Genomic DNA, 16,393 nt, shown 5'->3' with positions numbered 1-16,393 from the left:
GCGTGGTACGATGCGTCGGCTCCGACTCCCGCTCGTGCCGCGGTGGCTCCGCCTCGCCGGCGTCGTCGCGGTCGCGTCGACGATCCTCTACTACTCGGTGTTCACGCCGCCGGGAAGCGGCGTGATACGGACCGGCCCCCTCGGCGTGTTCCCGTACGGCACGTGGCTCCACGGGCTGGCGTACGCGGGGCTCGCGGTGACGCTCGCGTACGCGTTTCAGGACTCGCCGTGGCGCGACCGAACCGTGTTGGGCGTCGTGTTCCTGCTCGCCGTCGGCTACGGCGGGAGTATCGAGCTGCTCCAGTCGACGCTCGACGCGCGCACGGCCGACTTCGGCGACCTGCTCACCAACGCGGTCGGGGCCGCCGTCGCGGCCGTGTGCTGGCGCGTACTGACGCGCAGGGTTCGGTTCTATCGGATGCGGCGGGTTGGCGAGATCGAGGCGCCGGTCCAGTGAGCATGGTCCAGTTTAACCGAACGCGAGTCTCCCTCCGCGTCGCGCTCGGCTGTTGCTGCCTACTCGCGTGTCTTGGCGGCGCGTACCTCGGGCTACCCGCCTACGAGATGTCGATCGATGCGCAGGCACCCACCGAGGAGGCGATGGCGGCGTCGCTCGACGCGTACTCGCCGAGCGAGATCGAGCCGATCGAGTTCAAGGCCCTGTCTCCGGAAGAACAGGCCGCAGTCAGGGGGGCGGTCAGCTCGGCGGACCGCATCTACTCGGACCGCGGGCCGTCGGATGAAGGTACTCGGTTCGTGTACCGCAACGACGTGACGAACCACTACTTCGTCGGGTACGAGGGGTCGATCTACCTCGTTCGCGTCGTCGTCGATATCGGCTATCTCCTCTTGGCCGGGTCGCTCGCCGGCAGCGGCGTCGGGGCGCTCCTCGTCGTGAGCGGCCTATGGCGTCGCCGGTCCGGGTGATCGCTACCAGGTGAGCCCCTCGTAGGTGAGGCCGTCCCGTCGCTCGATGATCCGCCGGCCGTCGACGACGATCGGGGCGTCCATCGCGTCGAACTCCGTTTCGAGCGCGGCGAACTCGTCCCAGTCCGTACAGACGACGCACGCGCTCGCGCCGTCGAGCGCGGCCGCCGCCGAGTCGGCGTACTCGACGTCCGGGAAGTGCTCGCGCATGCTCTCCGTCGCCACCGGGTCGTACGCGACCACGGTCGCGCCGCGTTCCCGGAGCCCGTCGATGACGGGGATCGCTCGGGAGTTCCGGACGTCGTCGGTGCCCGGCTTAAACGAGAGCCCGAGGACGGCGACGCGCTCGCCGCGCACGTCGGCGTGATCGTCGAGCCGTCCGAGCAGTCGCTCCGGCTGGCCGTCGTTCACGCGCACGGCGGCCTCGAGCAACTCGGGGTCGTAGCCGGTCTCCTTCGCGGCAGCGATTATCGCATTCGTGTCCTTCGGGAAGCAGTTGTGAACGACTAGTCCGTCGGTCGTCACGAACGTGTGGTCCTCGGCGACTTCCAGCGAGTAAACGTCCGTCGTCGTCTCCTCGACGGTGACATCGCGAACCGGAACTGAGGTAAATCCGCCGTCCGCCGTGTGCCCCGTCGGTGCGATGTCCCGATCGTATGAGGCGAGCCGATCGTCGATCCGGTCTTGCTCTTCGGGCAGGAACAGCTCCTTCAGCGCCGCGATCTGGCGTTTCGAGCTCACGCGCAGGAAGTGGGCCGGCAGCGTCGACTTCGCCGACTGCGAAGTCTTGTAGCTCGGGACGATGCCGAGACTGTGGAGTAGCAGCGTCATCCCGTCGATCAACTCCTCGCTAACGGAGCCGTAGTCGTAGACAACGGCGTTCGAGTGATTGGTGTACTCGATATGCCCGTCATCGCGGAACAGTCCCGAAAGCAACGCCACGCGTTCGTCGGCCGTCGCTTGGAACGCGCCGTCGGGGATCGCCGCGGAGTAGGAGCCGGTACCACAGCCGAGCCACTCGAGGAACGCGGCGAAAACCCGGCTGGAGATAGTGACAGCCATCGTGGTTTCCTGTTGCCTCGTTTGATACCGAATACCCAGGTCCTCGTAGTACGACTCGACATCGCGGACGTACTCCGGTTCCTCGCTTGGATGGAAACTCAACTGAATCCGTCTTCTGGTGGTCGAGCCGTGTCCGGAGGTGTCGTCGTTGATGTGACCCTCGCTGAGATAGTACCCGATGAACCGCCAGAACCGCTCGTCTACGCGGAGTATGGCTGGCACGTACGTCTGCCCACCGCCCCGCGTCGTGTAGAGAGACAGGTCTTCCCTGTCGACCGGTAACTCCTCCTCGTAGGTGAGGAACGCGTCGAGCGGCAGGTAGTTATCCCCGACGAGATCGGAGAGCTTGTCATAGTCGAACTGACGGTTGTACGCGCGAAGCACCTCGTACACCTCGTCTTTGTTCGCCTCCAACGGCGTCGACGGTTTCAGATACACCCGATCGTTTTCGAAGTCGGGCGACTCGGCAACGATCTCGATGAGGTCAAACTCCGAAACGGGATCGCTCGGGAGATCGGCCAACACCGGTACGGAATCTCCCGCTTCGAGCTCCGCAGCCGGCTTGACCGCGGTATCGTTCCCCTCGAGCGTGAGCATCGGATGATCGTGAGTAACGGTCACCCGTTTGTTCATTTTCGTCCGGATCGTGTGTAGCGGACCGTCGTACCGACGGCGCGTCGCCACCTCGACGGGCTTGAACGCGAACTCGCCCTGTTCCGACCGACTGAGTACCGAAACGTCGTCGACGGTCCCGTCGGAAACGTACTCGTCGAAGAACTCGCCGAGCGTGAGATGTCTCGTACCCGTCTCGTCCTTCGCTAGAATGCGCTGATCGCCCGTCAGACAACTCCCCCCCCACCCTAAGCCGGAGCGGAGGAAGCGCTCGCCGATGCGGTCGTCGAGGCCGACCGCGTCGGCCACCTCGTAGGCGTCGACGCCGAACTGCTTACAGACGTTCCCGATGTCGTTGATGAGGCTGACCTTGCTCGCGAGGAACGCGTTGTTGGCGTACTTGATCATCTCGGCCTCGGCGATCCCCGTCTCGACGACCGCGGCGTCGCTGGCGTCGAGGAGCGGTTCGAACACCCCGCGGAGGGCGTCGAGTGCGACCGCGTCGTCGGGCCGCGTGCCGAACACGACCTTGTCGGGCGACTGGAAGTCCGCGACGGCCGTCCCCTCGCGGAGGAACTCTGGGTTCATCGCCACGTGGAGGTCGTCGCCGAATTCCTTTCCCGAGGCTTCGGCGAGGATCGGGGCGAGCGTCTCCCCGGTGGTCGTCGGGACGACGGTGCTTTTCGTCACGACGACGTGGTCGCCGTCCTTCGTCCGGAGGGCGTCACCGAGCGCCTCGGCGCCCGCCTCGATGATCGACGTGTCGATACTCCCGTCGTCGTTCGCGGGGGTCGGCAGCGCGAGGAACGTGATGTCGGTGTCGCGGACGGCCGCGTAGTCGGTTGTCGCAGTCAGCGCGTCGCCGCCGTGTTCGGCGAGGAGGTCGTCGAGGCCCGGCTCGTGGATCGGCGCGCGGCCGTCGTTGATCGCCGCGACGATCTCCTCGTCGATGTCGACGTTCACCACCTCGTGGCCCATGTCGGCGAAGCAGGCCGCGACGGTCGTCCCCACGTAGCCGCTGCCGACGATACTCACACGCATTAGGTTGGGGTTCGGGGACGGGCGATTTATCCTGTTTGGTTACGCGTCCGACTCGACGACCGCTTCGGCGTCCTCGTCGTCGCCGTCCGTGTCGGGGTCGTCACCCTGAAGCCGGCGCTCGGCCTCGTCGCGGTCCTCGGGGTAGCCGACGTCGATGCGCCAGCCGTCGAGGCCGATGGCGTCGATGGTGCGGCCCGACTGGATGAGGAGATCGACGGCGTCTGAGATCTCGTACTCGTCGCGGTTCGAGGGCTGGACGAGGTGGCATGCGTGGAAGATCGCCGGCGTGAACGTGTAGAAGCCGGTCATCACGAGGTTGCTCGGTGGGTCCTCGGGCTTCTCGACGACGTCCGTGATCTCGCCGTACTGGTTGGTGTCGCAGACGCCGTAGCGGCTCGCCTCCTCCCACGGGACCTCCTCGACGAGGAAGGCGGCGTCCGCGCGCTCCTCGCGCTGGCGCCGGACGACGTCCTTGAGGTTCGCCTGGAAGATGTTGTCGCCGAGGATGAGCATGAAGTCGTCGTCGACGTGCTCCTCGACGGTGAGGAGGGCGTGGGCGAGCCCCTTCTGCTCGCGCTGGTGGGTGTAGGTGATCGGGACGCCCTCGTAGGCGTCGCCGTAGTGGTCGATGATCTGCTCTTTCATGTACCCGACGACGACGATGAGTTCGTCCGCGCCGAGCTCGATGAGTTGGTCAAAGCAGTGGGTGATAAGGGGTTTGCCGTCGACCTCGACCATCCCTTTCGGCTTGTTGTCCGTGAGCGGGCGGAGGCGCGTGCCCTTGCCGGCCGCGAGTACGACTGCTTGCATGATTCGAGAATTCTGGTCAGGCAATCATAAGGATTCTGCCTTTCCGAGTCGGCTGGTCGCACTGTCCACACGACTTGTGGTGTGTAACCGGTGCCGATGGAGTTGATGACGGCAGTACGACGGTACTCCACTGTTTTTACATGTTATGTCGTAGTTATTTAATAATCAGGAGTCAGACTGCCATCGTGGCGTGGTTTGTGTAAGCGGTTGTCGGCTTCCTTCCCGACCCTAAGAGTCGGGGCATCCGCCTCGTACCGCCCGTGAATCGATTACCCGGAGGAGGATGTCAAGATCCACTCGCTTGAACGGCAAAGAAATTATGCGTGTGTAGACCCTACACATAGCGTGATGGCTGAGGAAAAAACACGCGTCGATTTTAACGCCCCAAAGTCTCTCGTCGAGCGCGCCGATAGCGCGATTGAAATCCTCGATATCTCTCGTACCCGTCTCATCATCGACGCACTCGAGGACGAACTCGAAGAGCTTGTAAACGACGAGGAGTTCCAGCGACGGCTGAGCGACGCCTACTACGACGGCCGGGTCGATTACGACACCGTCGAAGCAATTCTGGGCCGTGAGGAGGCACTGCGATTAAAACTCCTCCGAGAGTCGATCGATCGGACGCCCGCTATACCCACACTCGAGGATGGGCTCCCGAGTGACGATACCTTCTACGACGGCGAGATCTCCGAATGGACGGACTCAAATTCGGCTGATTCTGATGACGAGTCGCATCCCTGACGATGTCGGAGCACGCCGTTGCCGTCGTCGATACGAATGTACTGTTGAATCTCGCTACGCCGGTCGTTGACGGGCGGCCGAAGGCTCCCTCTGGCGGGGACCCGCTCAAAACACTCCTCACCGGGTACGACATCCACGTACCAGCGAGTGTCCTTGGCGAGGTTGCCGATGCCACGGGGGATGATGACCTCCTAGCTGCCGCCGCCGATCTCGTCCTCCAAGCTGCCCGTCATATCACAACACACGATGTCGACAACCGAGCCGACGAGCCGATCGACTATGGGCTTGATCAGGGGGAAGCCGAAGGTGTCTGGCTGGCTAACGAGTTGGAGGCAGAGCTCTTCATCACGGACGAATTCAACACCACCAACTACCTTTTCATCAATCTCGCTCTTGACGACCGCAACACACTCTTCACGACACCACACATGCTCTGTATCCTCGCAACTCACAAGATCCTGCCCATAGAATACGTCGACGCAGTGCTCAGCTACTACGTCGAAACCAAAGGCTGGGACATACAATATGTGGCGCAATTGCGCCAAGAGTATCTCCACGGTTGATCTCTTCGAGTACGACCTGTGTTTCAGGCTGAGCCACAACGGCCCCACCGTCGATAGCGGGTTCGTGACTGCGTCTGAGGACTTGACAGACATCCGCAACCGAACGGGTGCGTCGTGGGGTCACAAGTGGGCGTTCCGAACCCTGTACGAGCAGGTAGAATACAAACCCGAAGCGGTCGGCGTCTCGGTGAAGCAAGTCGGGTCGGCGTACACGTCACAGCGGTGTGCCGAGTGGGGATTCACAGCTGAGGAGAATCGCACGACTCGGATCGACTTCCGGTGCGTAAAGTGTGAGTCGGAAGCCAACGCGGACTACAATGCGGCGAAAAACATCGGGATGCGGTACGTCCGTCGAGGCCAACAGTCGTCTCGGCGGACGGGCGACAGTCAACTCGCCCTAAAGTCTGGAACTGTGACGCCGAGTGGTGGATTCACCGCCCACCCGGACGGGTTCGAGGCCGAGTTCACGGACAAGCCCCATCACCAGAAGTCTGTGACTTCTGGTTAGCAGCCAGAACTCTTCGAGTTCTAGCGACACCCTCAACGAGCGAACCTGTCAGATTGAGTCAAGTAGGGTGGGGTAGTTAATTGATCGGACCGCGAACTAGATTCGTCAAAACAGTGTCTATAGTTACCACACCCTGACTAAGTTTAATACAGTTCCCACAGTAATTCGTAACAGACGTCCGAAACAAACCTCGTAAACGGAGAATCCCGCAACATGGTCGATACTCGCTTCAAACCGCGGCGTGCTCGCTCTTGTTTAGCCGCGGGTCGCGTGTTCGGCGGGTACCTACAAGACCAGCGTGTGGAGAGACCGGACGAAAATCGTCGGGCCTGCGTCGCCATCGAATACGAGAGCGCGACGCACTCCGGCGCTCTCCGGACACTCTCACCCGCATAACCCGGCTCCCACGCGGACTACCCGTCAGGGGCTGGGGAACACGGGATTGCCGCCTGCTTTCGTCTCGTACTCGCTTGGCTCACAGCCACGGACGAGCACGGGGGACGAGGCTCGCGGCAGTTTGGTCTGCGTTCGTTCCTGACTGTAGGACGAACGAGCGATTCTGTGCGTGCTGAACGCATCATGAGTCGCTGGTACGCTTTCCCGTAGCGTTAGCTGCGGCTACGTCGAGCCCCGGAGTCTCCGCTGGCGAGGGACGCCGGACTTTGAATCCGGAAGTCGCCGGTTCGATTCCGGCCGGGGCGACATGCCGACGTGGTGTAATCCGGCGATCATACGGTCCTGTCACGGCCGTGATCCGGGTTCAAATCCCGGCGTCGGCGTGGACGCGTGGACAAACCACGTGGGGATACCCATCGAGGTAGGCAGCCCGTTGGTGCGATCAGCTGGATCGTTCCGACGATGCTGGGCCCAGCAGGGTCTGCAACCTACATGAGCCGGTGTGGTATTCCCGGGAACCTCCCGAAGTACGCCCCCGCGATGAGACGCGCAACCACGACTACTCGGTCGCGGTTGCGCAGTTGGAAACAGTCGTACAGATAGCGAATCGACTGCCGAACGCTCGGCAGTCCAGTGAGCCGATGGTCCAGCGGACGACGATCTGTGCCTTGGGCGCACAGGACCGAGGTTCGAATCCTCGTCGGCTCAGTGTGCCGTGTCTGGGGAATGGTGACCCCACTGGCCTGCTACGCCAGCCCCGGCGACGGGTTCCCGGTTCGAATCCGGGACACGGCGTGATGTCAAAGAAGGTCTGCCCTGACTGCGAGGAAGAAGCGTTCCGCCACGTTCCACTCGGTGAGACAACGTCCATCGACACGATTGGAAGTGTGAGAATCTGCGTCACCGACGAAGGCACGTACTTTCACGGAACGAGGTGACCGCCATTTGCCCCTGCCGTGACTGGGTGCTGGTGAACTCACTCGCCCCGAAAGCGAGGGTTAGAAGCAGAGTAAGGCGCGTCTTCCGGCATCCGGTGAGAAACGCGAAGGGGGCTCGTTGGAGCTTGCTCCGACGGCGTGTGGTGAGACAAGCAGATTGGTGACTGCGCTCGGTGTAAAACCGAGAGCTGCGAGGCTTCGGAGTTCGACTCTCCGTCTCACTGTTGGCGGGATTTCCCCACCCCGGCCAAGGGACCGCGTTGGAAGCGCGGCGTCCGCGAGGGCACGAGTGTTCAAATCACTCTCCCGCCGCTGCGTGCCGAAGTGATTCGTAGAGTCGTTAGCGATTCCCGTATCGCGCCGCCATGCCAGAGTGGTCAAACGGACACGGTCGAGGACCGTGTGGTTAGTCCTTCCCAGGTTCGAGTCCTGGTGGCGGCATGCCGGTTACTGTACCGGTAGACGATTCCCTGTATTCTCTGTCGCCGTACTCAAGTGGTCAACGAGAAGCGGCTCAGGCCCGCTGGCGTAGGTCCTTCCGAGGTTCGAATCCTCGCGGCGGCATTTCTCTCCGTGGTCGAGCGGTCACGACGCCTCCCTGTAGAGGAGGAGACGCACGTTCGAGTCGTGCCGGGGAGACTCCGGGACCGTGGAAGAGCCTGGCATTCACACATTCTCACCGAGTTTTCACCGGAGACCTGGTGCGACGGTGAGAGTTCCTTCATCTCACTTGTAATGAGAACACGTAGGCTCGAATCTTGCCCGTCCCACTGGCCGATGACTCTTCCAGGAGAGGCCACCCCGCTCCAGTGGAGTAGCGGCCAAACTCACGGCCCTCTCACGGCCGAGCCCCCGGTTCGAATCCGGGCTGGAGCATTCTCCAACAGTCCGAGACCTCTCACTTCCAGCCGACGAGACTGAGAGACGGACAGCTGTAGAGAACTGAGAGATACCCATGAGTGAGTTCCGAATTGTGGTGCTGCGGGATAGGGTAATGGCAGTCCACGGGGCTCGTATCCCCGAGGTCCAGGTTCGACTCCTGGTCCCGCAATGGAGGACAACAATGGGACTATTCGATACAGTCGAACTCTACGACGACGTTCACCTACCGGAGTACCCCGAAGGGATTACTCCTGCCGAGGACGTCGACTGGCAGACGAAAGGCATCGATCGACCGACTATGACCACATTTCGGATTACGGCGGACGGTCGGCTCCTCGAAGAGGAGTGGCACACCGAAGCGGTCCCGCCGGAAGACAGACCATACGCGAGCCGAGACGACGTCGACGAGAAAGATCTCCGCTACATGGCCGGCAGTCTGAATCGAGTCCACGACGGGTGGATCGAACGAGACGACTACCACGGCCGCTTCAAGATTAAACACTCCTTCGAGAATCTTGAGACACTCGTCACGTATCAAGTGACGTTCACGCACGGGCAACTCGAGGGGTTCGAACGCCGGCGATAATCCGTGCGTGTCCGCCGCACCTCAGCGCTTGATATCGTCCCTACCGCGCTCCCGGAGTCTCCGTTGGCGAGAGACGCCAGTTTTTCAAACTGGAGGCCAGGGGTTCGATTCCCCTCGGGAGCACTCGGGGGGCTGGCCCTGACAGCGTTTTCCGTGTCTGACATAGCGGGCAGCCACGGATCCGTGACGCTGTCAGGGTCGGCCTTCCCCAAGCGTGTGGCCGTCGAGGTGGTGCGTTTCTTCGCCCGCAAGGCCCACACCGGGAGTCATAGCCCGTCGCGCCGTCAGTTTCCCGACCGCACGTGGCGACCGTCGAGTCGGGGCGTTGCTTCGCCAGGAACTCGCAGGTTCAAATCCTGTCGGTGGCACAACCCATCGAGAACATCCCGGACAAAGAGAGTACGAGAGTGCTCTTGACACCGGTCCCGCCCCGACAGTTTTCCGGTCGCCATCACTCATCTCGTGGCCGTCGAGTTGGAGTCATCCTTCGCCTCAGGAGCCGGAAGTCCGGGTTCGAATCCCGGCGGTGGAATCCCACTGTTCCACCGTAGTGTAATCTGGTAGCACGCTGTTCCGGCTGCAACAGTTTTCCGGCCACGACTTTGTCTCCGTAGCTCAGTCCGGACAGAGCACCGGCCTTCGAAGCCGGGTGTCGCACGTTCGAATCGTGCCGGAGACGTTCGCTGCTCGCAGCACGTGTGAGCAGCACCGGTATCGGAGTCGCCTGTTGCGGCTCCGAGTGATAGGATGGAATTCAACACGCCAAAACAAACGGTCGCGGAGGCGACGCGAACCACCAACTACGAGGGTGGAGAAGCGTTCGAGCCTGCCGACCCACGACTCGCATTGTACAAGCGCACGATCAACCAACTGCTGGAGGGCTCGTTCTACGAGACCGATGACGAGCAGCTCGCTGCTGTCGTCCGGCGGTTCGACGCGGCGGCAGACGAGGATCCGAAATTCGTCCTGAAGCTCGCCGCGTACGCGCGTCAGGAACTCTACCTGCGGGACATCCCACAGGTCTTGCTCGTGCTGGCAGCCAACGACGACCGATTCAAGGACGACTCCCCCGAATCACTCATCCGAGAGTGGGCCCCGGAAATTATCCAGCGGATGGACGAGACGGCGACCAGCCTCGCTATCCACGACCAACTCCTTGGCGGGACTGCGCCGTGGCCGCTTCGACGCGGGATCGAAGACGCGCTCGTCTCGATGGCCGACGCCTACACGCTGGGCAAGTATGAACTGTCGCGGCGTGAGGTGACGCTACACGACGTGTTCAACCGCGTCCACCCCACGCCCGTCGACACCGACCAAGAGGTGCTGTTCGAGCGATTCATGCGCGGCGGCCTCGACGACTATCCAGACGTCGACCCGTTGCCGTCGCCGAACACGTGGGAGACGGTTATCTCCGAGCGCGGCAACACCCGAGCCGCGTGGGAGACGCTCATCGAGGACGACACGTACTCGCTGCCGATCTTCGCGTCGATCCGGAACCTCCGGAACATGCTCGAAGCCGGCGTTGACGAAGACACCATCGTGGAACACCTCGACCTGGAAGCAGTCCGGTGCGCGCCGCTGTACCCGTTCCGGTATTATCAGGCGTACACCGCGCTCCAGAATGCGGATGTCCAAGCACCAGCGGTCGAGCGGTGGCTGGAGGACGCAATTGACGTCGCTGTCCAGACGGTGCCTGACGGACTCGGAGACACGTTCGTCGCTGTGGACCTCTCGGGATCGATGGACATGGCGCTGTCCACGAACAGCACGCTCAGGCTGAAGGAGATCGGTGCGCTGTTCGGTGCGATCCTGGCCGACCAAGGTGCCGAGGTCGGCGGGTTCGGTGACGACTTCCAGACCGTTCCAATACACGTCGACACGCCAGTACTGCAGCGCCAAGACGCGGTGCTGGCCATCGACGAGGATGTCGGGAACTCGACGAACGGCTGGAAGGCACTGGAGTATCTCCGTGACCGAGGCGAGCCGGTTGAGCGAATCGTCGTCTTCACCGACATGCAGATCTGGAACAGCACACCATTCACGGCGCGCGATACCCAGACGGTGAAGGCGGCGTTCGATGCGTATCAGAACGAGGTCTCCACGGACACCGCGTTGTATCTCGTCGATCTTGCGTCCTACGGCGACCTCGTGACCCCGGAAGGCTACGAGAACGTCTACAACGTCTCCGGGTGGTCAGAGACCGTCTTCTCGTTCATCGAACACGCCGAGAACCCGAAGCAGGTCATCAATAAAATCGAGGCCTTCGAGTCTGTATAGCCTTGTTCTCTCATCTTTTTCCGTCAAGCGCGAGTAGCGTAATTCGGTATCACGCGGTCGTGCCACGACCGAGACGGGCGTTCACGGCTCCTACAGTGCCGTGAGCTCGGAGGAGGTTTCCTCCTCCGGCGTTCGAATCGCCCCTCGCGCACTCGGAGCGTGGCTCGTGAATCAGATAGCCCGAGTGACGCTCTTCAAAGTTCCCGCGAACGAGGCCCACAATAATGACACGTAATACCCCTGAACCGGCTGAATTGCCATCGTTGAACGAGGACACGCCCGCACCGGATGACCCTGTAGCCGTTGAGTGGTGGCACAGGTTCGATGACGATGGATCCCCGGAGTTGGACACGTTCCATGGGTTCCACAATGCTACGCGGATCACAGACGGGGATCCGCCAGTCGTGGAGACGGGCGAACTTGTCACCGAATCCGGGATACAAGTGACGACAGCACAGCACTCTGATGTCTCGACGGAGTCACGATACCTCTATCTGACACACGAGGAAGCGCTTAACCGAGACCTGTCTCCGTGTTCTGAGTGTTTCCCAGCGTACGCGACAGACATGCGCCTGTCGAAAGAACGGGGGGACGGTGGGCTGTTGACCGAATCCGGTGTCGAAGGTGCGGTGTTTCTCGTCCAGATACGGCGCGATATGAGCGCGTCTTGGAATGTCGACTCTGTCCACGAGACGTACACGTCGATGCTGTATCGGGCACGCGCCATTCGCCAACAAGTCGGGTCTGCGGCGGATCGTCTTCGGCTCTCGTATATGCCCGTGCGGCGGTGTGACTACGGATCGTTCGATGACGCGATGGGCTTCGAGCCAGCGATGGACCACGTCTCGGAGCTTCGTGAAATTCAGCCCGAGGAACTACCGGCCGTACGTGAGTCTGTTGGTGAAGAAATCCTCTCGACACCCGTAGAGATCGATAGTCAGTATACTGCGGCACAGAAGTCAGGACCGTCGATCGTCCACCGAGCCGAAAGTCCTCCCTGTGGCTACGGGCGTGAATTGAGATTCGATGTGTTCGGTGAGGCCGACGAGGACCTGCGAGACCAACTACAGCGTGATGCCCAGACTGTCTCGGACGTGATCGAGCGTGGGATCGTGGTCGAATACTGTCCCGAGTGTTTTCCCGAACTCGCCAATTGGGTCGCAGAATAGCTCATCGACTACAGCGCATCGATCTCGTTGAGATACGAACGTACGTCGTGTAGGAAGTCCCGATAGCGTTCAAGATCTTGTAGTGCGGCGTAGACATTGTCGTGATCGATGGCGTTACCGTAGGTGTGGGCGAGGACGTTCCGAAAACGAGCGGCTTGGACCATCTCTGTTGTCGTCGCCCTGTGAAAAACTCCTGCGGCGTCTAGTTCCACCATCGCCGCTGGATTACTTTCCGGCGGTGCTCCCCGTTCAAAAACAACGAGTGTCTTCGCGATGTCAAGCGTTGCTTCAGTCAGTTTGACGAAGCGGCGTTCAACCACGTCGCGTTGCTCTCGATCGGACCGATACGTCTCACGGGAGAGCGACTGCTTCGCCACAAGGACCGAGAGGCTCTCCGCTATCGTCTCGACGGCACTCACGATCCGTTCGAGATCGTCTTCCGACAGTGTCATGCGAGGTGGTCGTCGATGGCCGAGAGTGCGTCATCGAACCGCTTGGCCGGTGAACGCGGATCCTCGTCCGCGTCAGCGAGCAACTCATCACGAAGTCGGCGTGCGTCGACATCGCTACCAACGAGACGGTCGCCGTCGCGGAAAGCTGCGCGGATGAGCGATGATGGCGCTGACCGAAGGTCCACTAAGTCAACGTCGTCGGTCTGAAGCGCGAGTGCGAGGTCACTCCCGAGTGCCAGACGCTTGTCCATATGGTTCGGGTCACCGGGGGCTGTGTTTTCAAAGACGACGGCCACGTCGACATCACTTTTATCATGGAAATCGCCACGTGCCTGTGAGCCGAACAGGAATCCGACGCGAACGGGATGACCTGCCAGCGTGGCGGCCACCTTGTCTCGGAGCGTCGTCTCATCGCTGTCCGGCGAAGTCATACACGTTTGTAAATCAATCTTAGATAAAAGCGTTCGGTGGGGACGCCCGTCCGTTCGGTTCACCGTCAAGGCAATCTACGAACGCGTCGTGCTAGCGAACAAAATCGACAGGCTGTATGAAACGGCGCTACCCGATTGGACATGTGGCGCAACATGTAACACGACAAGGCGTGTACTAGTTCGTATGGCAGCCGACAGTCCGCCCGAAGAAACCAAAGTCAGCGATCAAGGGATGGTCACGATCCCCGCAGCGCTCCGCCGGCGGCTTGATATTGAGGCTGGCGATAAGCTCCGCTGGACCGTCACCGACAGCGGGGATCTCACGGTTGAGGTTGTCCGACAGCGCTACGGCGCGTTCGAAGATGACGATCTTCAGGCCCCGATGGGTGGTGATGGCCTCGAAACCCACGACCTCGCTGGGTCCGAAGATGATCCCACGTTCACCGAGGACGCCTAGATGCCGGTTGCTCTCATCGATTCGAACATCCTCATCGACTACAAGGACACAAGTCCCGACAGTCGCCACGAACTGGCAGCAGGGATCGTCCAAGCAATCGATCGAGGTAATCTTCCCACTGCCCGGGTCACGAACTATGTGTTGTCAGAATCGCTGAACTGGATTCACGAGCGACAGCGCCATGATATCGCAGTTGATCTCCGCAATCGGCTCTCAAATTCGGCCGGCTTCGAACTCGTCCACTCCGCGCAGACAGACTTCCATCGCGCAGTGGAACTCTTCGAGACGTATGAAGGGCTCGCGTTCGGGGACGCGACCATCGTCGCCTATATGGAGCGGGTAAATATCGAGTACCTGTATTCGTTTGACGACGACTTTGACGTGATCGACAGCATCACCCGGTTAGAGACAGCTGACAACCCGTTCAAGTGAACTGTACAGGCAGTTTGAGGCGAGTGCTCGGGGCTTGGTCCGAGGCGATTCGCCCGAACTCGTAGTTGTTGTCGCGAGCGTCGGCGTACTCGTCGTTGCCCTTTCGGTCCGGCACGTAACACGGACATCGTCCACTAGCGAAGAACACCGGCGACTCGATGCCGAGATCACTCCGTCGATCCAACAGCTGTGGTACGGTATCTCGGAGTTCGCTCACCCGTGGTTCGCGGAGAGTGCGGAACGTGCCTCGTGGCGGTCGATGTTCGGTCAGTGGAGGGAGTGACTCCTTGATGAGGTCGTCGATGGTGACGATCCGCACATCGAGCAGCTGGGCGAGATACCACGCTAGTGTGGTCACGAAATATGGGTAATAGTCTCAGAAGCGGTAGTCGGTCACGCAACTCCTAGATGAACGAGTGAGTTCAAGATAGCCGACTCGGAAGGCCACCCAAAGAGTTTTCATACCATACAATTAATTGCGTATTATGAAAAATACGAGCGTACTCCTCGATTTTCCATTTCCAGAGGAGCGGGTCTTCCGCTATCAGGCAATGCAGGATATCCTCCACCACCTCGTGAACAACCCATTCGAGGAGTTCACACAGCAGGAACTCGCGTCAATCACGGGCGCAGATATCTCGTCTGTTTCGCGCTCACTTACACTGCTTAAGAAACTCGGTGTGATTGCTGTGAGTGACCACAGACCTGCTCGAATTTCGATCGATACCGAACATCTTCAGCGACCAGATCCAGTTTTTTTGATACCACAGTCGAAGTTCCGTAAGCCAGTCAGGGCCTATCTCGACGAGCTTGAGACCCGTATTCAAGAGAGCGAAGAAATTACCGAACTCATTGGTGTCATTCTCTTCGGGAGTGTCGCTCGCGGAACAGCAGACCGTCGAAGTGATATTGATCTTCTTTTCATCGTTGATGGGGACCTCACCTACGGACGACGCATCTGTACGTCTCTTGCACGAGATATTGAAGACGAATCGTTTGACGGCCATCGGTACGAGTTCGAGATTCTCGTTGAGACGCCAGAAACAGCGGTCTCACACGGATCTGAACTCGCAGATCTTTTCGATGAAGGGCTAGTTCTCACCACGTCTCCCCAACTTCAGGAGCTACGGCAAGATATCTATGCTCAGTCTCACGGAGGTGCGTAGAGATGCCGATCGATCACGACGACATTGAACCGCGGTTGTCGAATGCACAGGACGCCTTCCGCCGCGGTGGGCAGATATCCGAAGAGGGATTGGATGTCGCTAGTGCCGATCTCGTCCAGCTCCGAAAGGCGTGCCGACTGCTCTCTGGGGCAGAACAATTGTGTGAAGACGGGTACTATACACTCACAATCGAGGCTGCGTTCACCTCTATCGAACGCACACTGTTGTTCTGGTTGATCACGGAGGGTCACCACGATCCGTCCCAGCCGCCACAGTCGCACACGACCGCAATCAATCGAAGCGCAGATGTTGGATTCATCACCGAGGAGGTTGCGATGGAGCTCGAAGATCTTTGGAACGAAAATCGCGCTCATACGTACTATTAGGACGGGATGGCGACAAAAGAACGAGCGAATGCGATGCTTGCGCTTGCGGGCGATATTCACACACAGATTATCAACCTCGTTGGACAATCTCATGAATGTCTTTGTGCGTGAGTAATTCGGTTGCCTGTTCGTTGGTTCGCAGTGTACCGAATACCCACAGATTCGTATCGAGGATTTTCACGAATCAGATCTGTACACTTGTGTGGCCGTTTCTTCACGAGCCTCGTCGACAGCCTGCTCAAGATCGTCTGCATCGACTTTCTCGCCGAGTGCCGTGAGCTCGGCGTCGATATCACCATCTGATTGGCGGCTCTGCTCAGCCTGCGCGAGCAGTTGCTCTAGTCGAAGGGCGGTGATCGCTGTGTCGTCATTTAGTTCGCGAAGATGCGACCGGCAGGCTTCCTTGATGAACTCGCTTTTATTGGTGTAACGCTCTTGGGTAGAGGATTGTTGGTGAGTTCTCAGCAGTAGCTGGAAGCCACAGCGGGCAAGGGTGACGCGACCGCGTCACCCGACGAACAATGTTCCCTATCAAGACGTTCGTCTCGGAGCGTCGC

16 protein-coding genes, 13 tRNA genes and 3 pseudogenes are annotated in these 16,393 nt (G+C 60.3%); 26 read left to right on the top strand and 6 right to left on the bottom strand.

Annotated elements, in window-relative coordinates:
- Positions 1-10: 10 nt before the first annotated feature.
- Both EXE41_RS13140 and EXE41_RS13135 read left to right on the top strand, forming a co-directional pair.
- Entirely contained in the window at positions 11-457 is a 447-nt protein-coding gene (locus EXE41_RS13140; RefSeq protein ID WP_137691261.1) for a VanZ family protein, read from the top strand.
- Positions 454-927 (top strand): hypothetical protein, encoded by a 474-nt coding sequence (locus EXE41_RS13135; RefSeq protein ID WP_199240887.1) that lies wholly within the window; start codon positions 454-456, stop codon positions 925-927. The genes EXE41_RS13140 and EXE41_RS13135 overlap by 4 nt, the downstream gene beginning before the upstream one ends.
- A 3-nt stretch (positions 928-930) precedes the next feature.
- Here EXE41_RS13135 and EXE41_RS19695 read toward each other — a convergent pair.
- The 3 genes and pseudogenes from EXE41_RS19695 to aglF all read right to left on the bottom strand — a co-directional run.
- Positions 931-1,425 (bottom strand): annotated as a pseudogene (locus EXE41_RS19695) (UDP binding domain-containing protein); the annotation flags it as partial.
- 3 nt (positions 1,426-1,428) lie between these two features.
- A pseudogene (locus EXE41_RS19915) lies at positions 1,429-3,642 on the bottom strand (nucleotide sugar dehydrogenase); the annotation flags it as partial.
- A 39-nt stretch (positions 3,643-3,681) separates the two neighbouring features.
- Complete coding sequence (aglF, locus tag EXE41_RS13125; protein WP_137691259.1) at positions 3,682-4,452, bottom strand: UTP--glucose-1-phosphate uridylyltransferase AglF; 771 nt, start codon at positions 4,450-4,452, stop codon at positions 3,682-3,684.
- A gap of 348 nt (positions 4,453-4,800) precedes the next feature.
- Here aglF and EXE41_RS13120 point away from each other — a divergent pair, with 348 nt between their 5' ends.
- The 20 genes and pseudogenes from EXE41_RS13120 to EXE41_RS13045 all read left to right on the top strand — a co-directional run bounded on the left by EXE41_RS13120 (position 4,801) and on the right by EXE41_RS13045 (position 12,512).
- Positions 4,801-5,193 carry a hypothetical protein gene (locus EXE41_RS13120; protein ID WP_086215477.1) on the top strand — a complete coding sequence of 131 codons (393 nt, stop codon included), beginning with the start codon at positions 4,801-4,803 and terminating at the stop codon, positions 5,191-5,193.
- Between the two features lie 2 nt (positions 5,194-5,195).
- Positions 5,196-5,756: a hypothetical protein gene (locus EXE41_RS13115; RefSeq protein ID WP_086215478.1), complete on the top strand. Its 561-nt coding sequence runs from the start codon at positions 5,196-5,198 to the stop codon at positions 5,754-5,756.
- Positions 5,757-5,820: 64 nt separating this feature from the next.
- Positions 5,821-6,264, top strand: a pseudogene (locus EXE41_RS13110) (zinc ribbon domain-containing protein); the annotation flags it as partial.
- Positions 6,265-6,890: 626 nt separating this feature from the next.
- Positions 6,891-6,966: transfer RNA gene (locus EXE41_RS13105), tRNA-Gln, on the top strand.
- Between the two features lie 3 nt (positions 6,967-6,969).
- Positions 6,970-7,043, top strand: a tRNA-Asp gene (locus tag EXE41_RS13100).
- Positions 7,044-7,295: 252 nt separating this feature from the next.
- Positions 7,296-7,368, top strand: a tRNA-Pro gene (locus EXE41_RS13095).
- Between the two features lie 4 nt (positions 7,369-7,372).
- Positions 7,373-7,455 (top strand) — tRNA-Ser (locus EXE41_RS19105).
- Positions 7,456-7,457: 2 nt separating this feature from the next.
- Complete coding sequence (locus EXE41_RS19100) at positions 7,458-7,598, top strand: hypothetical protein (RefSeq protein ID WP_158294418.1); 141 nt, start codon at positions 7,458-7,460, stop codon at positions 7,596-7,598.
- 226 nt (positions 7,599-7,824) lie between these two features.
- Positions 7,825-7,910: transfer RNA gene (locus EXE41_RS19095), tRNA-Ser, on the top strand.
- Positions 7,911-7,957: 47 nt separating this feature from the next.
- Positions 7,958-8,039: transfer RNA gene (locus EXE41_RS13090), tRNA-Leu, on the top strand.
- A 40-nt stretch (positions 8,040-8,079) separates the two neighbouring features.
- Positions 8,080-8,162 (top strand) — tRNA-Leu (locus tag EXE41_RS13085).
- A gap of 3 nt (positions 8,163-8,165) precedes the next feature.
- Positions 8,166-8,237: transfer RNA gene (locus tag EXE41_RS13080), tRNA-Tyr, on the top strand.
- A 164-nt stretch (positions 8,238-8,401) separates the two neighbouring features.
- A tRNA-Glu gene (locus EXE41_RS13075) sits at positions 8,402-8,474 on the top strand.
- A 104-nt stretch (positions 8,475-8,578) separates the two neighbouring features.
- Positions 8,579-8,649 (top strand) — tRNA-Thr (locus tag EXE41_RS13070).
- Positions 8,650-8,661: 12 nt separating this feature from the next.
- On the top strand, positions 8,662-9,066 hold the full coding sequence (locus tag EXE41_RS13065) for a hypothetical protein (protein ID WP_137691258.1): 405 nt from the start codon (positions 8,662-8,664) through the stop codon (positions 9,064-9,066).
- 47 nt (positions 9,067-9,113) lie between these two features.
- Positions 9,114-9,189 (top strand) — tRNA-Glu (locus tag EXE41_RS13060).
- A gap of 481 nt (positions 9,190-9,670) precedes the next feature.
- Positions 9,671-9,745 (top strand) — tRNA-Arg (locus EXE41_RS13055).
- A 68-nt stretch (positions 9,746-9,813) separates the two neighbouring features.
- Complete coding sequence (locus EXE41_RS13050; RefSeq protein WP_137691257.1) at positions 9,814-11,343, top strand: TROVE domain-containing protein; 1,530 nt, start codon at positions 9,814-9,816, stop codon at positions 11,341-11,343.
- A gap of 27 nt (positions 11,344-11,370) precedes the next feature.
- Positions 11,371-11,494 (top strand) — tRNA-Gly (locus EXE41_RS19090).
- Positions 11,495-11,606: 112 nt separating this feature from the next.
- Positions 11,607-12,512 carry a hypothetical protein gene (locus EXE41_RS13045; RefSeq protein ID WP_241987249.1) on the top strand — a complete coding sequence of 302 codons (906 nt, stop codon included), beginning with the start codon at positions 11,607-11,609 and terminating at the stop codon, positions 12,510-12,512.
- A gap of 8 nt (positions 12,513-12,520) precedes the next feature.
- On the opposite strand, the gene EXE41_RS13040 is transcribed toward EXE41_RS13045, so the two are convergent.
- Together EXE41_RS13040 and EXE41_RS13035 are read right to left on the bottom strand one after the other, a co-directional pair.
- Positions 12,521-12,964 carry a DUF86 domain-containing protein gene (locus tag EXE41_RS13040; RefSeq protein ID WP_137691255.1) on the bottom strand — a complete coding sequence of 148 codons (444 nt, stop codon included), beginning with the start codon at positions 12,962-12,964 and terminating at the stop codon, positions 12,521-12,523.
- The gene (locus EXE41_RS13035; protein WP_137691254.1) at positions 12,961-13,395 is read right to left on the bottom strand and encodes a nucleotidyltransferase domain-containing protein; all 435 of its coding nucleotides are present in this window, start codon (positions 13,393-13,395) and stop codon (positions 12,961-12,963) included. The genes EXE41_RS13040 and EXE41_RS13035 overlap by 4 nt, the downstream gene beginning before the upstream one ends.
- 184 nt (positions 13,396-13,579) lie before the next feature.
- Here EXE41_RS13035 and EXE41_RS13030 point away from each other — a divergent pair, with 184 nt between their 5' ends.
- Together EXE41_RS13030 and EXE41_RS13025 are read left to right on the top strand one after the other, a co-directional pair.
- Positions 13,580-13,852 (top strand): AbrB/MazE/SpoVT family DNA-binding domain-containing protein, encoded by a 273-nt coding sequence (locus tag EXE41_RS13030; protein ID WP_137691253.1) that lies wholly within the window; start codon positions 13,580-13,582, stop codon positions 13,850-13,852.
- Entirely contained in the window at positions 13,853-14,284 is a 432-nt protein-coding gene (locus EXE41_RS13025) for a type II toxin-antitoxin system VapC family toxin (RefSeq protein WP_137691252.1), read from the top strand.
- On the opposite strand, the gene EXE41_RS13020 is transcribed toward EXE41_RS13025, so the two are convergent.
- Positions 14,277-14,642: a hypothetical protein gene (locus tag EXE41_RS13020; protein WP_199240886.1), complete on the bottom strand. Its 366-nt coding sequence runs from the start codon at positions 14,640-14,642 to the stop codon at positions 14,277-14,279. The genes EXE41_RS13025 and EXE41_RS13020 overlap by 8 nt on opposite strands.
- A gap of 127 nt (positions 14,643-14,769) precedes the next feature.
- Between EXE41_RS13020 and EXE41_RS13015 the strand changes: the two genes are divergently transcribed.
- Positions 14,770-15,450, top strand: coding sequence for a nucleotidyltransferase domain-containing protein (locus EXE41_RS13015; protein ID WP_137691251.1), 681 nt, complete (start codon positions 14,770-14,772; stop codon positions 15,448-15,450).
- Between the two features lie 2 nt (positions 15,451-15,452).
- Entirely contained in the window at positions 15,453-15,836 is a 384-nt protein-coding gene (locus EXE41_RS13010) for a hypothetical protein (RefSeq protein ID WP_199240885.1), read from the top strand.
- Positions 15,837-16,393: the final 557 nt, after the last annotated feature.

The organism is Halorubrum sp. SD690R, from assembly GCF_005435035.1.
Taxonomy (GTDB): Archaea; Halobacteriota; Halobacteria; order Halobacteriales; family Haloferacaceae; genus Halorubrum; species Halorubrum ezzemoulense.
This window is presented reverse-complemented; position numbering and strand designations above follow the sequence as displayed.